Here is a 16,659-nt window from a genome sequence, read left to right on the forward strand (position 1 = left end):
GAAGAACCGTCCGCGCTCATATTTGGTGCGCTCGGACGGTCTTCTATTCGTTGAGCGTTCTTGGGCCGCTGACAAACGGACTGCCCCGAAGATAAAATCGCAGGAGGCGGTCCGTGTCCCTCGAAATGCCGATCCTGATGCTCTGCCCGATGTCGCCTTGTTCGTCCTCGCCGCGGCCGAGCCAGAGAGGGCCTTTACGGCAAAGATCGAGCCCATCGAGCGAACGATCGATCCGCAATGCCGCTGCTAGCCGTCCCGGTCCACGCGCCAAGTCGCGCAAGCGCTCGATGCCGCGATTGAGCCGCATGATCTCGATGCCTTCGATCGGCTCAATCGCCCTGATCAGCACGCCGGCGCCGATGCCGGGCTTCTCGCTCGAGACATTCAGCATGTATGAGATGCCATAGGCGCGATAAACATAGGCGTGCCCAGGCTCGAGAAACAGCGAGCGATTGCGCTCGGTCATCCCACGGTACGCGTGCCCGGCGGCATCGCCGACGATATAGGCCTCGGTCTCGACAATGCGGCCGCTGGCTATGCCTTCCGGCAGCTCCCGCACCAATCGCTTGCCGATGAGAAAGCGCGCGAGAGAGACCGTATCGATCGGCAGCGCCGCGCGGGTGATCAGCCGGTAGCCATCCTTACGGCGGCCAGGTTTCAAGATATCCGCTCGACCCATTGTGCGCGCGAAGGCCCCGGCTCGAACGCATCGCCGAAATATTGGGTCTCGCGGGCCACCTTCCCATCGCGGAACTCCATGATGCTCACGGTGTAGGACGGCCGCCCGTCATAGGTCAGGACAAATTCAGTGACCCAGAGGTCGCCCGCGCCGATCATCCGCCGCACCGTGAAGCGTTTCTGGTTCGGCTGCGCCGCCCGCGATGACTGAATGTTGCGCCGTCCGCGAATGCGCTCGCCCGATTGCGGATATTCGAGCACCGCGTCCTCCTGGTAGATCTGGTGCTCGGTCTCAAAGTCGTTGGCGTCGGAGGCGGCCCAATGGCGATCCAGAGCCGCGCTGATCTCCTGGTCTCCCATGTCAAATCTCCTTGACCATCGCGTGCCTGGTCAGCCATCGTACAATGCACGGCATCACGCAAGAATGGAACGTGCGCCGCGCCTCGTCTTTCGAGACGGCTGCTTCGCAGCCTCCTCAAGATGAGGGCGCTTAAGCGTGCGCTTCTGCGGCGTTAGGCTCCTGCAAGCTCGCAACCATCGAAGCCGGCCACGCCGAGTCTTTGGAGCGCATTAGACCCGCGATGCTGAGCAAGGTGGCATCCGCGTTGCCTGAATATTTGGGTTTGGGCTAAGGGGTCAGCTTAACCGGCCATATTTCTGACGAGCGCCGGCCCGGCAATGCCGGGCCGTCCTGCCATCAAAAGTGATAGTTCACTCCGCCACGCGCAATCTCGGTCGTCAGGCGGAAGCTTCCGGTCATGCCGAGCCCGGGAAAGGGAGGTGTTAGCGTCGCGGCCGTCGACGCTGTGCCGAGATCGACATGCAGATATTCGGCCTTGAGCGACCAATTCCGGTTGATCGCATATTCGACGCCGGCACCCGCCGTCCATCCAACGCGATTGGCCGTCAGGCTTGTCGTTTCCATGAAGGGCGCGACAAGCGCAACGCTCTGGTTGAAGTTCTCCCGCGCGAGCGCGAGACCGCCCGTGGCATAGAAAAGCCATGTACCGACGGACCAACCAAGCCGAGGACGGGCCGTGAAAAGCCAATTGGTCGAGACCGACGTCGTGGTCGAGAACGTCTGAACCGGCGGCCCAACGACGCCGCCCGGCAAAGTGCTCGGAAACACGGAGATCGCGCTCTTCGGCGCTTGCAGATGCAGATAGTCGAAATCGACTTCACCGCCGAAGACCAAATTGCCCCATTGATGATTATAGCCGGCCTGCACGCCGACCGCGGCAGTGTTGGAATGAAGCAGCGGAGACGCCGCGGACGAAACCGCTGCGGCATCGCCGGGCACGAAAGGCGCCGGCGCGAACAAGGTCTGTGAGACATTGGCGGTGCCCCAAGCGACGCCGGCATTGCCACCCGCGTAAAAGCCGGTCCAACTGAAGTCCGCAACGACCGGCGGCGCGATCGGCCGCAAGTCGGCCGCGACCGCCGAAGCGGCCGCCATGCCGCACAACATTGCGGCAGAGAGATATATCGTTTTCATCGTGCCCCCTCAGACAGACATTAAAACGAGGGGTACTATAATAAGATCTGGCGCAGAAGGCGATAGCTTGGCAGTTGCACAGGGCGGCTCTCGCCCCTCCCCTCTCATATCCGCGGCACGACATCGACATCCTGTTCGCGCGATGTAAAGGATCACAAAAGCCCTCACCCTGAGGAGCGCGCAAAGCGCGCGTCTCGAAGGGCGAGGGCGTCACGCGAGAATGGAACATGCCGGCCGCGCCCTCGTCTTTCGAGACGGCTGCTGCGCAGCCTCCTCAAGATGAGGGCGCTTGTGCGTGCCCGGACCTTGCCGGGGCAAAGGAAATCCTTATAGTAAGGAAAATCCTTTCGAGGTGTCGATGATTACAAGTAAGCTGACGACAAAAGCCCAAACTACGATCCCTCAGCCTGTCCGAACCGCGCTTCATCTTAAGGAAGGCGATGAGATCGCCTATACGATCGAGAAGGATCGGGTGATCCTGACCAAGGCTCAACCCGGCGCGTCGGACGATCCTTTTGCGACCTTCAGCGAATGGGACAGCGCGGCTGATCGGAAGGCCTATGGCAAGCTTTGAGCAGGGCGCCGTTATACGGGTCCCATTTCCCTATACCGACCGCGCAACACGGCAGCGGCGTCCGGCGCTTGTCGTCTCGGCGGGCGGCATAGGCGAGGACGAAAGCCTGCTTTGGGTCGTGATGATTACGAGCGCCGAAAACCGGCCTTGGCCCGGCGATATTTCGCTCGGGAAGTCCTATGCGGACGCTGGTCTTCCCGCCCCCTCGGTCATCCGGCCTTGCAAGCTCGCCACGATCGAAACGCGCCACGCCGAACCCTTGGGCCGCATCAAACCGGCGATGATGACGAAGGTCACAGCTGCGCTGCGGGACTATTTGGGTTTAGGCTAAGGGATAGCTTGGAACAGCGAAGCGGATCAGAGGCTATGGCTAGCTTTGAAAGGCTAGGCTGCTCCACCCTCTTACACAAAAGCCCTCACCCTGAGGAGCCGCAATCCATTTCGGGCTTGACCGGAATGGATTGCGGCGTCTCGAAGGGCGAGGGCTCACGCAAGAATGGAAGAGCATCCGCCGCGCCCTCGTCTTTCGAGACGGCTGCTGCGCAGCCTCCTCAAGATGAGGGCGCTTGAACCTGCACTTGTTCGACATTAGACTCCTGCAAGCCACAATCATCGAAGCCAGCCACGCCGAGCCTTTAGGTCGCGTTAAGCCAGCAGTGATGGCCGAGGTTTCATCCGCGCTACGCCAATATCTCAGAATTTCTTAGAAAGTTCGGGAATGGGGAAAAGCCGAACTTGGTTGGTCAGAGCAAGCACCATCGCCTCGCAACCAGAGCTCGCGAGTGTTCTGATACGATTGATGCTGTCAATCAATGATATCTCCCTCGCAAGCGATGCTAATGATGGATGGGCTTTAACTACAGACCTGCGTCGAGACTTCAGAAGAAACGGCGCACGGATGTACTTTATCCGTATCCTAATGGCGCATGTGTATGAAGCGTTGCTAATCATCAGAGAAATTGCCCAAACGCCAAAATTAAGAGTCGCCGTCGAAAAGTGCGACCCGCAGACCGTGGCTGCATTTTCCGACTTGGAAGCTTTCATTAGGTCGCGCGAGATGAAAACGCTCAACACGCTGCGGAATCGAATTGCATTTCATTATGACCGGACATTACCCGGCGAAAGTCTCCAGGAGATTGCTCGCCAATCTCCAGAACGGTGGTGGTCGTATTCCATGGGATCTGAGCCCTTGGATTGGTACTTCACCCTCGCGGACGCCGTGGTCGATCGAATTGTGATACGCGACGCCTTTGGGTTGAAAGACCCTAAGGGACCACAACGGACGAAGAAAACTGAGGCAATCGCCGGTCGATTGCAGGAAGTATCAATTACATTCACCAATTTCGCCGCTTATTTTGTCAGGTATTATTCCAAATAAGCGGACGCCTGTCGTCAACTAATCCATTCTCAACCCTCACATTCTCGGCACGACATCGACCTGCACATCGACATCCTGCTCGCGCGTGCCCAAAATAATCCCCGCGACAGGTGAAATATCGGCATAGTCGCGGCCCCGCGCCAACACGATATGATCATTGCCGATCAGCATGTCGTTCGTCGGATCGAGATCAATCCAGCCGCAGGCCTCGCCGCACCAAAGCGACACCCAGGCATGCATGGCGTCGGCCCCTTGCAGACGCTTCTGGCCCTCCGGCGGGATCGTCCGGATATAGCCCGAGACGTAAGCGGCCGGGAGACCGATCCCGCGCAGACCGGCGATCATGATATGCGCGAAATCCTGACAGACGCCGTGGCGCTTCTCGAAGGCTTCCGACAATGGCGTCGAGAGGATCGTCGCCTTCGGATCATATCTGAAATCGCCGCGCATGCGATGCATGAGATCGATCGCGGCCTCGAGCACGGGACGGCCGGTCGTGAACAGCCCGCGCGCATAATCCGTCGCGGGCTGATAATGCGGCACGAAGCGGCTCGGATAGAGAAAATGCACCGGCGACTCGGGGTCGAGCGACGCGCTCGAAAAAGCGCTGTCGCGCACATATTCCCAGGCGGGCGTGAGCTTTGGATGCAGGCTCGCCTCGCGATCGATTTCGATCGAAATATTGGCTTCGACCGAAAGCCTGCGATGCGGCGTCTCGATCGTGAGCGAGGTCACGCGATTGCCGAAGAAACAGATCCTTTGATGTAATTCCTTCGGCGCCGGATCGATATCGAGCGAGGCCGCCATCACATATTGGCCGGTGCCATCCTTCGGTAAAAGCCGCAAGGCGCAATGCGAGAAGGTGACGGAGGACCCATAGGCGTAGGATGTGAGATGCCTGATATCGTAGATCACGCGAGCCCGCCCGACTTGTCGGCGCGCGCGGCATGCGGACCTTGGAGAAAATAACGCTGTGCGATCGCGTCTGCGAGGCCGAGCAGATTTTGCTCGAACGCCAGGATGCGGTCATTGTCGAGCTGCGCCGCGACGGACGTCGCGATCTCGGCGGCAAGCGCCAGCACGAGGCGGCGCGGCGTCTCCAACATGCCGTCTTCGTTGAGCACCGGCAGTTTTTCCAAATGCTCGACCAGCCGCTCGACCTGGAAAGCGACCGAGCGCGGATTGAACGGATCGAGCACGACCATGTCGCGCACCGTCGAGACCGCGACGCCCATCAGATAGCGCGAACGATAGGTGATCTGCGAGTCGATAAGATCGAGCAGCGCATCGAGATCGTCGGCCGGCGCTTCGCGGCTCGTGAAATAGCGGGCGAAGCGGCAGGTATCGACGGCGCGCTCGATGCGGCGTCCGGCATCGAAGAAATGCCAGCCCGCGCCGCGGTTCATATTCTCCTGGCCGAGGCCCGCGATCGCCGCGAGCCGTCGCAAAGCCACATCGGCGCGCTCGAAAATCTCTGTCTCGGTCAAAGCCACGCCATTGTCCTGCGCCAGCAGCGCGTCGAGCTGATTGATGAGCCGCCATGTGTCGGGCGACAGACGTTCGCGGATGAAAGACGCCGCGCGGCGCGCATCGCGGATGAGTGACAGCACCGATCCATATTGATCGTCGCTATGGAGCGCGGTGGCGGCGAGCGCGACCGTATCCACCCCCGTGTTCGGCGGCGCCGCGCCCCAGGCAACGAAGAGACCGGCAAGGCGGCTCGCCGTGATGCCGGCATCGGCTATGCGCGGATCGGCTTCGGTGAGGCGTCCGGCGAGCGAGCGGATGAGCCGGAGCGTCGCTTCGGCGCGCTCGAGATAGCGGCCAAGCCAGAAGAGATTGTCGGCCGCGCGTGAAGGCAGAACGCCCATGATGCGGCGGATGCGCACCGTCTCGTCGGTCGGCAGAAGCGAGACCATCTCGACCGGCTTTTCCGAGAGAACCCAGACATCCGCCGATTTGACGCCCGCGCCCATCGAGACAGCGCGCGCATCGGCGCGGTCCGAGATGCGGCAGAAGCCGCCCGGCATGACCTTCCAGCCATCGGCCGTCTGAGTCGCGTAGACGCGCAGCACGAAGGGACGCGGGATGAGATGCCCGTCGATCCACATCGGCGTCGTCGAGAGATTGACCACTTCCTGGCCGACGAAATCGACGCCGCGCGTCTCGATCTCGCCGACGAGCCTTTGCTTTTGCTCCGGCGTCAGCGAGGCGCCGACGACAGATTGATTGGCCGGGAAATCGAGCACCGGATTCCCGAAGGCGCCCGCAATCGCCATCTCGTCGATATGCCTGATCACATCCTTTCGCTCGGCCGGCTGGCCGCACCACCACGTCGCGATATTGGGCAAGAGCAGCGCTTCGCCCAGCACGCGCTGGCAGAGCCGCGGCATGAAGCTCATCAAGGCGGGCGTTTCGAGAACGCCGGTGCCGAGCGCATTGGCGAGCACGACGCCATTCTCGCGCACCGCCTCGATCAGGCCCGGCACGCCGAGCTTGGAATGAGCATTGAGTTCGAGGGGATCGGCATAATCGGAATCGATCCGCCGCCAGATCACATCGGCGCGTTTCAAACCTGCGATGGTGCGCACATGAACCTGATTCTCGCGCATGGTGAGGTCGGCACCCTCGACCAAAAGAAAGCCGAGATAGCGGGCAAGATAGGCCTGTTCGAAATAGGTCTCGTTGAAAGGTCCCGGCGTCAGCAGGCAGATGCGCGCATCACTGCGCTGCGCCAGCCCTGCGAGACCCGAGCGGAAGCTCTGGAAGAAAGGCGCCAGGCGCTCGACATTCATGTCGCCGTAAAGCGTCGGAAAGGCACGGGAGAGCACAAGGCGGTTGGCGAGCGCATAGCCGGTGCCCGAAGGCGCCTGCGTGCGGTCGCCCAGAACCCACCAGCGCCCGTCGGGACCGCGGCCGAGATCGGCGGCGTAAAGATGCAGATATTTGCCGCCGGGCGGGCGGACATGAGAGAGCGAATGCAAAAATTCCGGGCTGCCGGTGACGGCGGCGGCCGGAAGATCGCCGTCGGCGATGAGGCGCCCCGGCCCGTAAATATCGGCGGCGATCGCTTCGAGAAGTCCGGCGCGCTGCTCTATGCCTTCGGCGATTTCCTGCCATTCGCGCGCTTCGATCAGCAGCGGCAGATGGCTCAAGGGCCAGGTACGTTCGCTCAGGTCGCCATAGGCGCGATAGGAGACGCCAGCCTCCCGGATATGCCGATCAGCCGTACCGAAACGGCGCTCGATCTCCTCCGGCCCATGTTCGAACAAAGCCTCGAAGAAGCGGAGCCAATGCGGACGCGGCGCGCCGGAAGGCCCCACGAATTCGTCGGGAATATCGACGAGCGGCCTATAGTCGGCCGTCAGCTCGCGCAGGCGGCTCGACAGAATCTGCGCCTTGGCTGTGGACACGCGTGGGGCCATCTATGCGCGCCTCATTTTTTGGGCCTGAAGGCTTTCAAGACCTGCGGATCGGTCTCTATATAGGCCGCACCGATCAAATCGAGACAATAAGGCACTGCGGGGAAGACCGCATTGAGACAGACCTCGATCGACGCGGGCTTGCCCGGCAGATTGATGATGAGGCAAGGCCCGCGATGCGCCGCGATCTGCCGCGACAGGATCGCGGTCGGCACTTGCTTCAGGCTTTCCTGCCGCATCAGCTCGCCGAAACCCGGCAGGACGCGCGGCGCGGCGGCCTCGGTTGCTTCCGGGGTCAGGTCGCGCGGCGAGGGCCCAGTGCCGCCGGTCGTCAGGATCAGATCGCAATGGTCCTTATCGGCGAGTTCGATCAGACAGTCGCGGACGGATTCAAACCCGTCCGGAATGATCCGCCGGACGGTGGTAAAAGGCGTCGTCAGAATCCTGGTGAGATAGGCCACGATCGCCGGACCGCTCTCATCCTCGTAGACGCCGATGCTGGCCCGGTCGGAGGCCGTCACCACGCCGACGATGGCCGCGCGTTTCAATTCATCGGCCATGGGTCACCCGCATTCGTGTCGCCTCAAGCTATTCCGCAGAGATGATTTAAGCCAATTGCGCCGGTTTTAGAATGGTTTCCATCGTCGCGCCGGATTTGTTCTAAAATAGGCTAACCCTTTCCGATAAAAGGGATTTCGATCACAAAGCGGTGTCGCGGGCGATTTCCGCTCCAAGCTTATTGAAAAAGCCTCAAGCTTTCTTCATTCTGTCGATCAAGGCCTGCCCGCATGCTTTCCATCCGCCTCAACGGTGCATACCTGCGGTTTTAAAGAGGACAGCCCGATGGCGGTGCCCAAGGCAATTGCCGAATATCTTTCAAGCCTGAAGTCGGACATCAAGAAAGTGTCGCTCGACGATCATACCTATCTGATCGTCTCCGCCCGCCATTGCGCCGAAACCTTCCGCCGCTATATGGCGCTGACCACCAAGCAGAGCATAGCGATCGACAATGTCGTTCATAAATGCTCGGATCTCGTCGAAGCGCTCAAGGTGAAGCCCGCTTTGAGCGAGCCGGAGATCAAGCACCTGCGCCGCGCTGCGATGGAAGCGGTCGAGGATCTGTCGGAAACCGTCGCCGATGCCGAGCCCTCCCACGAGGCGACGATCCTTCATCTGACGCGCAAATAGCTCGCATGATCCCGAAAAGGTGCAGGCTTTCGGGATTAGATGATGCGCCAACGCTAAGCCGCCGGAGTTCCGCGCCCGGCACGAAACTGGCTTCGCCAAATCCTTATCATTTGGCCCCTCGCCTCCCTTAGGAGTTCTCTCGCCATGGTCGAATATCGCAAACTGGGTCAAACCGACCTCGCCGTCTCGTCGATCTGCCTCGGCACCATGACCTGGGGCCAACAGAACACCGAGGCCGACGGCCATGCGCAGCTCGACATGGCGCTCGATCGCGGCATCAATTTCATCGACACGGCGGAAATGTATTCCGTCCCGCCGAAGCCCGAGACGCAAGGCTCGACCGAAAAGATCATCGGCACCTGGTTCAAGGCGCGCGGCAATCGCGACAAGGTGATCCTCGCGACGAAAGTCTCGGGCCGCAGCACCAACCCCTATATCAGGCCGCATGCCCGCCATACCGAACTCAACCGGCAACAGATCACTTTCGCGATCGAGGCGTCGCTGAAACGTCTGCAAACGGATTATATCGACCTCTATCAATTGCATTGGCCGGACCGGCCGCTGCCGCTCTTTGGCGATTCCGCGACGATCTACAAGGAAGCACCGCCGCCTGCGACGCCTGAAAATCCGATCGAGGAAACGCTCGCCGTCCTCAATGATTTCGTGAAGCAGGGAAAAATCCGCGAGGTCGGACTGTCGAACGAAACCGCCTGGGGCACGTCACGATTCATTCATGCCTGGGAACGCGGCTGCGGTCCGCGTATGGTCTCGATCCAAAACGCCTATAATCTCCTGAACCGCACCTTCGAGATCGGGCTCGCCGAAATCGCGGTGCGCGAGAAGGTCGGCCTGCTCGCCTATTCGCCTTTGGCGCAAGGCTATCTCACCGGCAAATATCAGAACGGCGCAAGGCCGGAGGGATCGCGTTCCGTTCTGTTCAATCGCGGCCAGCGCTATGAGAAACCCGGCGCCGCGCAGGCGATCGACAAATATGTGGCGCTTGCCAAAGAGGCTGGCCTCGATCCCGCGCAGATGGCCTTGGCCTTCGTGACCTCACGGCCCTTCGTCACATCGAACATCATCGGCGCGACGACGATGGAGCAATTGAAGACCGATCTCGATTCTCTCGATGTGACGATCACGCCAGAGCTTGAGGAAAAGATCGACGCGATCCATCAGATCCATCCAAACCCGGCGCCGTAGATCGCGATGATTTCGGATCACCCAACTTAGGCTGTCCGCCTTGGACTGATCCAAAATCATGAACGTGATCGATTTGGTAAATCGGAACGGGGCGCAGATAGGCTTGCGCTATCTGCGGAAACTTGATCGGGCCCGGAAAACCGCCGCGCACATTGTCCTCATCCCGCTCCAACCGCGTCCGGGCGCGCAATCGTCTTCATAAAAATATTTCGTACCGCTTTAAGAAAATTTGTTTTTCTCGCAGTTGCGAAGAGAATTACCGTCTCGGTCTTTCGCCAGAAGAACGAAAAAAACAGTTCCATGAATGCCGCGTTTCTCCTCGGCAGCGCGGGCCTTTTTGCGCTCCACTCCTTCGCGTCGGCCAAAGATTTTGAAACCCCTCATCTTTGATGACACTGGTGTGCGGCATCCCAAGCTTGAGAGCATGCGACATCAAAGCGATTGACCGCCTTTGCAATTATGGCAACGAAATCGGCCACACCGCATTTTTCCAATCGTGTTCGCATAAATGATCCACTAAGGTCGAAACAGCGCCATCATCCTCGACGCCGCACCTTCGACTGCGTGTGAGAACACCCGATAACACACTGGCCATATCAACATGGGCCGGGCCACAGGGAGTGACGAATGGACATTCACGAATATCAGGCGAAGGAATTGTTGCATAAATTCGGTGTGGCCATTCAACCGGGTTTCATGGCCTCTTCAGCCGATCAGGCTGTTTATGTAGCAACCCAGCTTGGCGGATGGCATTGGGCGGTGAAGGCTCAGGTTCACGCGGGCGGGCGCGGCAAGGCCGGCGGCGTAAAACTTTGCAAGACCTATAATGAAGTGCGCCGCGCAGCCGAGGACATGCTCAACAAGCGCCTCGTCACCGCGCAGACAGGCCCGGAAGGAAAACCGGTTCAACGCGTCTATGTCGAAGTCGCCGATCCTTTCGAAACCGAACTTTATCTGGGTTTCGTCCTCGATCGCAAAGCCGAGCGCGTGCGCGTTATCGCATCGAAACATGGCGGCATGGAGATCGAAGAGATCGTCGCCTCCGATCCCAATGCGATCACGCAGATTCTCGTCGAGCCGGCCGTCGGCCTGCAAGCCTTCCAAGCCCGCGAGATCGCCTTCGAACTCGGCCTGAACATCAAGCAGATGGCGCGCGCGGTGACGACCCTTCTTGGCGCCTATCGCGCGTTTCGCGATTGCGATGCGACCATGCTCGAGATCAATCCGCTCGTCATCACCAAAGACGATCGCGTCATCGCGCTCGATGCGAAAATGTCCTTCGACGATAATGCGATGTTCCGCCGTCCCATGGTCTCGGCCATGTTCGATCCGGCGCAATCCGATCCGCGCGAGGCGCAGGCCGCCGAGCACAATCTGAATTACATCGGGCTCGACGGAGAGATCGGCTGCATCGTCAATGGCGCGGGTCTCGCCATGGCGACGATGGACATGATCAAGCATGCCGGCGGAGCGCCGGCGAACTTCCTCGATGTCGGCGGCGGCGCCTCGCCCGAACGCGTGGCAACGGCCTTCCGGCTGGTTCTGTCCGATCCCAATGTGAAAAGCATCCTCGTCAATATTTTCGCCGGCATCAACCGCTGCGACTGGGTCGCGCAAGGCGTGGTTCAGGCCTGCAAGGAGATTGAAATCAAAGTGCCGCTGATCGTGCGGCTCGCCGGCACCAATGTCGAAGCGGGCCGCAAGATCATCACTGAAAGCGGCATTGCGATCATCAGCGCAGACACATTGACCGAAGCTGCCGAAAAGGCCGTCGCCGCCTGCGGCAACGTCCATAAACTCGCGACAACACATTAATCCGGAGAGGGACGGGTAGACGGCATGAGCATTCTCATCGACGAAAAAACACCCATCATCGTACAAGGCATCACGGGTGAAAAAGGGTCGTTCCACGCCAAGGAAATGATCGAGTGCGGCTCGAAGGTCGTCGGCGGTGTGACGCCCGGCAAAGGCGGCACGACGCATCTTGGTCTTCCGGTTTTCAATACGGTGAAGGACGCAGTGCGGGCGACCGGCGCCGAAGCCTCGCTCGCCTTCGTCGCGCCGGCCTTCGCGGCCGACGCGATCATGGAAGCGGCCGACGCCGGCATCCGGCTCGTCTGTTCGATCACCGACGGCATTCCGGCGCAGGACATGATGCGCGTCAAACGCTATCTCATGCGCTATCCGAAAGACCGCCGCACGCTGCTGGTCGGACCGAATTGCGCCGGCATCATCAGCCCCGGCAAGGCGATGCTGGGCATCATGCCGAGCAATATCTATATGCGCGGCAATGTCGGCATCATCTCGCGTTCGGGTACGCTCGGCTATGAAGCCGCCTCGCAGATGAAGGCTTTGGGCATCGGCGTTTCGACCAGCGTCGGCATCGGCGGCGACCCGATCAACGGCAGCTCCTTCGCCGATCATCTCGCCCTGTTCGAACAGGATCCGGAGACCGTCGCCGTGCTCATGATCGGCGAGATCGGCGGCGCGCAGGAAGCCGAAGCCGCCGCCTGGATTCAAAAGAACATGACGAAGCCCGTTGTCGGGTTCGTCGCAGGCCTCACGGCGCCGAAGGGCCGCCGCATGGGCCATGCCGGCGCGATCATCTCGGCGGTCGGCGACAGCGCTGCGGAAAAGACCGAGATCATGAAGAGCTACGGCCTGACCGTCGCGCCAAGCCCCGGCGAATTCGGCACGACCATGGCGAGCGTGCTCGCCACGGCAAAACCCCAGCGCATGTCGGCGTGAGGGCGCATCCTTCCCCTCTTAGGGGAAGGTGGCAGTAGCGACTCCGCGGTCGCAGCGGAATAGGATAAATTGCAACGCGCGAACCTTCTCCCCTTGCGGGAGAAGGTGGCCCGAAGTAGTCGGGCCGGATGAGGGGTAAGAGAACTCTTCAATTGCGCAATCATACCCCTCACCCGGTCGGCTCCGCCGACCACCCTCTCCCGCAAGGGGAGAGGGTTGCGCAACCGTTTCGCCCCGCCTGCATCAAAGGACACCCCCATGAGCTTTACCCTGATCGCGCAGGCCACGCCGCGCCTGCAACGCTCCGAACTCGCCGTTCCGGGCTCGAATCCGGCGCTCTTCGAAAAGGCGGCGAAATCCAAGGCCGACGTCATTTTCCTTGATGTCGAAGATGCGGTGGCGCCCGACGATAAGGAGCAGGCCCGCAAAAATATCATCCAGGGCCTCAACGAGGTCGACTGGGGCACCAAGTCCATGATGATCCGCATCAATGGGCTCGACACCCATTATATGTATCGCGACGTCGTCGATATTGTCGAAGCCTGCCCGCGCCTCGACCTGATCCTCATTCCCAAGGTCGGCGTGCCGGCCGATGTCTATGCGCTCGACATGCTGGTCACGCAGATCGAGACCGCCAAAAAGCGCACGAAGCGCATAGGCTTCGAAGTGCTGATCGAAACGGCGCTCGGCATGGCCAATGTGGAGGCGATCGCGCAATCGAGCCCGCGCCTCGAAGCGATGAGCTTCGGCGTCGCCGACTATGCGGCATCGACCCGCGCGCGCACGACCGTCATTGGCGGCGTCAATCCGGATTACGGCGTGCTCTCCGACAAGGATGCCGACGGCAAGCGCGCCTATTATTGGGCTGACCAATGGCACGCCGCCCAAACCCGCATGCTCATTGCCTGCCGCGCCTATGGGCTGCGGCCGATCGACGGGCCGTTCGGCGATTTCTCGGATCCCGACGGTTTTTTTGCCGCGGCCAAGCGCGCCGCGGTGCTCGGCTATGAGGGCAAATGGGCGATCCACCCGTCCCAGATCGACCTGGCGAATCAGGTCTTCACGCCCTCCGAGACGGAAGTGACCAAGGCCAAGCGTATCATCGAGGCGATGGATCAGGCCGCGAAAGACGGCAAGGGCGCCGTGTCGCTCGATGGAAAATTGATCGACATAGCCTCGATCCGCATGGCAGAAGCACTCCTCAACAAGGCGCAGGCAATGGCCGCGGCGGAGTGATCTTGCGCCGGTTTTGAACCTTATGGCTCAAAACCGGCCCGGTGGTCTGAGGCACTACCTCGGCGGCGATAGGGTAGTTTGTATGTCCGGGAGCGGGCCGGCAACGGAATGGCTGGTTTCGGTAGTCAGGCCGTGGTGAGCGGACGCCGTCTTTGAAGCCGGTTCACGCCCAAATGGCACATTTTCTAGGATTGTCGTGCGACAATCCGGACAAGCTCAGAAAGCGCTCCTGAAGCAGGCATCACACCGTATTCTCCACCAGCAGCCGAATAGACTAGCACGACTGCACCGACCATATTCGGCTCATGAAGATAGAGGGCGACCTGTGTCACGGCCTGGTGGGCGATCCCTTTGGCACTCGCCTTACCGGACGCTCTTTTCAGCTCGATGACTATTCTCTCCGAATTTCGTCCAACCACAATATCAGCCTCGCTACTGGCAAATCGCTTATTTTGCTCTACGACTACATCAGGAAGACTGGCTAATTCTGAAGAGAGATACCCAGCGAGCGCGCCTTCCAATCGATAGTAGTCATGGGCCGGTGAATGGCTAGGACCTATTGTATCAACGTGGCTCTGCGCAAACGCGAAAACCTTATTCGTCACTAGATCCAGAAGGGGCGCATTTTGTTCTGCGCTTGTGAGCGCCTGAGCCGGTGCGGCAGAGGCAGCAGCATCAAACGCGAGCTTGCTGTCTATCTGGTCACTGAGTACGATCGCAAAGACTGTAACTGATACGATTGCGAGAAGCGCCTCATCCTCGTCAAAGTCGAGCGTATAGTCGTGAGCTGATGGGTTTCGCCACTCACGACGGTAAATCGTAAACTGGTCCAACACTTTTTTTCTGAGTAAGTTACTCGACCCCAGGAACTGTTCAATTTCGTATGGCCTGACGCTCTGGGGATCTTTACCTGCGATTACGCGGTAAGCTTCTTTGATGCTGCCCTCAAAAGCCTGATTGCATCGGAAGATTACATCAGTGAAAAGTGTTTCGTCAGGTTCACTTTGCCCTCTCAAGAAGTGCCGGATAGCAGCATCGATGTGGGACTTGACTGCCCTTAACCCATCGACATGGAGACCAACAGGTAGCTCCTTGATTTTCCGATCGAGGACTTCTTGAATATCCATGTGAGCCGAGCTGTTCTGGAGAGAAGGACATATTGATAGGGCCGCGCGGATCGCGCAAGCGCCTTCCTTTATGCTTGGAGCCACGCCGTCACAGAAAAACAGGCTTAGTTACGAACATCGGCTTTCCAGAAGCAGATTAAAGATGGCGCCTTCGAGACATTTCCGGCGTCCTCTTCCGGAGATACGGCGACACTCAAAACTTCTGAATATTCATTCCGCCTCTTGCTTCGGTTCATACCCTAGAGGTCAGTGTTGCTCGCCATTGGTGGACGTGAGGATCGAATGGAGCGACTTTAATCCCTCAATCATCGCATCGACTAACGCACCGTAAATTTCGGAAAGCCCCGCGCCATGACGGATACCTAGGCGTTCCACGGCGCTCGACAACAACTCCTCGCGGCGCGACGCGGAGGTGAGGTGCGAGTAGGCGACCCTCAAATCATAGAGAACATAGAGTGGCATCAGAGCGGTCGGGGCGGCACTCGAATTGTCGATCGTCTCCAAAGCCGATTGGAATCGCTTCAACGAGCCAGAACCGGCCGAGCTTGCTCCGATGCTTTTCAGCAGCTTTTCGAGCTTCGCATTGTCCATCGACTCGATGAAAATGCGCGTGAGGCTATCGAAGATGTGCTTGCGTTCCTTCTCTGTATCGACGACCGGCGGCGTCAAGCCGGCGATCGTGTCGATCAACTCCTTGTCCAGGTGATAGAGCTTAGCTTTGAAGTGCGCCTCGAAGGCCTGATCAAGCTCCGTCCGGCCCGTGATGATCGAGGCCTCCTTCGGCGGCTCGGTGAAAATGCACTCGATCTGTCCGTCGTAAAACTCGCTCCCGATCGAGTGATCGGATTCAACATTCTCCGATCGTAGATAGAACTGCTCCGACTCCGAAAGCTTGGCGATGTCGCCGAGCCACATGATCACCTTGCCATAGCGGTTGATCCCGAAGGAGATAAAGTCCTCCTCCATATCGACCGTACCGTATGACTGTGACGCAAAACGCACCTCGTATTTGGGCGAGTTTTCGAACTTCAGCAAAACCTCTTTGTTGAAATACAACGGACAGAGAAAGCCCACATCAAACTGCCGGTACAGGCCAGGGATATATCGGTAGTCGTCCGCATCCACGAGAAACGGCACGTTCGTAAACTTGAAATCAACCGGCCGCTTTTGCTTTGCTACCGAAGCCTTATTGCTTCCCTTTTTCATCGCCTCCTCATGAATTCGGATGATGGCGAAGCGGGAGTCGTCGGTCAGGTAGTATTTGTTACATCGATGACAATGCAGGTGCGGCAAGCCCCGAATCGTTATCTCGACGCCGGAGACATCTTCGGAGAAGTCGGTGAAGACCAAATCCATACTTTGACCGCATACGTCACAATAGAGCCTGCGGACTTCTCCATCTTTCGGAAACAGCTCTGACAGGAGCAAATTTCGTCCCTCCTCGCCTTCTAAGCGACAGTCCTCTGCACTGCCCGGAAGATAGTATCAAATGGACGACGGCTTAGGGCCTCATCGTCTAAGTTCCTGGATGACGCCAATGGGCGCAAATTGATCATTCAATCCCCTCCCGCCCCTCCCCTCTCCCCCACCCAGACTTCCCGCGCCTGAGA

The 16,659-nt window shown here is 59.4% G+C and carries 16 protein-coding genes; 8 read left to right on the forward strand and 8 right to left on the reverse strand.

All coding sequences use genetic code 11. The features are described 5' to 3' along the window. Positions 1–43: 43 nt before the first annotated feature. The 3 genes from A3OQ_RS0101180 to A3OQ_RS23310 all read right to left on the reverse strand — a co-directional run bounded on the left by A3OQ_RS0101180 (position 44) and on the right by A3OQ_RS23310 (position 2,173). Positions 44–679, reverse strand: a complete 636-nt coding sequence (locus tag A3OQ_RS0101180; RefSeq protein WP_040579819.1) for a DNA-3-methyladenine glycosylase — start codon at positions 677–679, stop codon at positions 44–46. Further along, entirely contained in the window at positions 658–1,038 is a 381-nt protein-coding gene (locus tag A3OQ_RS0101185; protein WP_020173519.1) for a nuclear transport factor 2 family protein, read from the reverse strand. Before A3OQ_RS0101185 ends, A3OQ_RS0101180 begins: the two co-directional genes overlap by 22 nt. Before the next feature lie 337 nt (positions 1,039–1,375). Beyond that, complete coding sequence (locus A3OQ_RS23310; RefSeq protein ID WP_083931438.1) at positions 1,376–2,173, reverse strand: outer membrane protein; 798 nt, start codon at positions 2,171–2,173, stop codon at positions 1,376–1,378. A 358-nt stretch (positions 2,174–2,531) separates the two neighbouring features. Here A3OQ_RS23310 and A3OQ_RS0101195 point away from each other — a divergent pair, with 358 nt between their 5' ends. The 3 genes from A3OQ_RS0101195 to A3OQ_RS21075 all read left to right on the forward strand — a co-directional run bounded on the left by A3OQ_RS0101195 (position 2,532) and on the right by A3OQ_RS21075 (position 4,125). Beyond that, positions 2,532–2,747, forward strand: a complete 216-nt coding sequence (locus tag A3OQ_RS0101195; RefSeq protein ID WP_026595359.1) for an AbrB/MazE/SpoVT family DNA-binding domain-containing protein — start codon at positions 2,532–2,534, stop codon at positions 2,745–2,747. Next, positions 2,734–3,078 (forward strand): type II toxin-antitoxin system PemK/MazF family toxin, encoded by a 345-nt coding sequence (locus A3OQ_RS0101200; protein ID WP_020173522.1) that lies wholly within the window; start codon positions 2,734–2,736, stop codon positions 3,076–3,078. Before A3OQ_RS0101195 ends, A3OQ_RS0101200 begins: the two co-directional genes overlap by 14 nt. A 468-nt stretch (positions 3,079–3,546) precedes the next feature. Then, positions 3,547–4,125 (forward strand): hypothetical protein, encoded by a 579-nt coding sequence (locus A3OQ_RS21075; RefSeq protein WP_152428271.1) that lies wholly within the window; start codon positions 3,547–3,549, stop codon positions 4,123–4,125. A gap of 36 nt (positions 4,126–4,161) precedes the next feature. On the opposite strand, the gene A3OQ_RS0101210 is transcribed toward A3OQ_RS21075, so the two are convergent. Genes A3OQ_RS0101210 through mog form a run of 3 tightly spaced genes read right to left on the reverse strand, consistent with a single transcriptional unit; the run spans position 4,162 to position 8,107 of the window. After that, a complete protein-coding gene (locus A3OQ_RS0101210) occupies positions 4,162–5,040 on the reverse strand; it encodes a transglutaminase family protein (protein WP_020173524.1) in 879 nt (292 codons plus the stop codon). After that, entirely contained in the window at positions 5,037–7,550 is a 2,514-nt protein-coding gene (locus A3OQ_RS0101215; protein ID WP_020173525.1) for a circularly permuted type 2 ATP-grasp protein, read from the reverse strand. The genes A3OQ_RS0101210 and A3OQ_RS0101215 overlap by 4 nt, the downstream gene beginning before the upstream one ends. A gap of 11 nt (positions 7,551–7,561) precedes the next feature. Further along, positions 7,562–8,107 carry a molybdopterin adenylyltransferase gene (gene mog, locus A3OQ_RS0101220; RefSeq protein ID WP_020173526.1) on the reverse strand — a complete coding sequence of 182 codons (546 nt, stop codon included), beginning with the start codon at positions 8,105–8,107 and terminating at the stop codon, positions 7,562–7,564. A gap of 283 nt (positions 8,108–8,390) precedes the next feature. Here mog and A3OQ_RS0101225 point away from each other — a divergent pair, with 283 nt between their 5' ends. The 5 genes from A3OQ_RS0101225 to A3OQ_RS0101260 all read left to right on the forward strand — a co-directional run bounded on the left by A3OQ_RS0101225 (position 8,391) and on the right by A3OQ_RS0101260 (position 13,922). Further along, on the forward strand, positions 8,391–8,735 hold the full coding sequence (locus tag A3OQ_RS0101225; protein ID WP_020173527.1) for a hypothetical protein: 345 nt from the start codon (positions 8,391–8,393) through the stop codon (positions 8,733–8,735). A gap of 144 nt (positions 8,736–8,879) precedes the next feature. Next, a complete protein-coding gene (locus tag A3OQ_RS0101230; protein WP_020173528.1) occupies positions 8,880–9,938 on the forward strand; it encodes an NADP(H)-dependent aldo-keto reductase in 1,059 nt (352 codons plus the stop codon). A gap of 627 nt (positions 9,939–10,565) precedes the next feature. Then, positions 10,566–11,753, forward strand: coding sequence for a malate--CoA ligase subunit beta (locus A3OQ_RS0101250; RefSeq protein WP_020173531.1), 1,188 nt, complete (start codon positions 10,566–10,568; stop codon positions 11,751–11,753). A 24-nt stretch (positions 11,754–11,777) separates the two neighbouring features. Continuing rightward, positions 11,778–12,686, forward strand: a complete 909-nt coding sequence (gene sucD / locus A3OQ_RS0101255) for a succinate--CoA ligase subunit alpha (RefSeq protein WP_020173532.1) — start codon at positions 11,778–11,780, stop codon at positions 12,684–12,686. A gap of 258 nt (positions 12,687–12,944) precedes the next feature. Continuing rightward, the gene (locus A3OQ_RS0101260; protein ID WP_020173533.1) at positions 12,945–13,922 is read left to right on the forward strand and encodes an HpcH/HpaI aldolase/citrate lyase family protein; all 978 of its coding nucleotides are present in this window, start codon (positions 12,945–12,947) and stop codon (positions 13,920–13,922) included. 185 nt (positions 13,923–14,107) lie between these two features. On the opposite strand, the gene A3OQ_RS0101265 is transcribed toward A3OQ_RS0101260, so the two are convergent. Continuing rightward, positions 14,108–15,049, reverse strand: a complete 942-nt coding sequence (locus tag A3OQ_RS0101265) for a hypothetical protein (protein WP_020173534.1) — start codon at positions 15,047–15,049, stop codon at positions 14,108–14,110. A 246-nt stretch (positions 15,050–15,295) separates the two neighbouring features. Then, on the reverse strand, positions 15,296–16,477 hold the full coding sequence (locus A3OQ_RS0101270) for a YgiT-type zinc finger protein (RefSeq protein WP_026595361.1): 1,182 nt from the start codon (positions 16,475–16,477) through the stop codon (positions 15,296–15,298). Between the last annotated feature and the right edge of the window lie 182 nt (positions 16,478–16,659).

Source organism: Methyloferula stellata AR4, assembly GCF_000385335.1.
Taxonomy (GTDB): domain Bacteria; phylum Pseudomonadota; class Alphaproteobacteria; order Rhizobiales; family Beijerinckiaceae; genus Methyloferula; species Methyloferula stellata.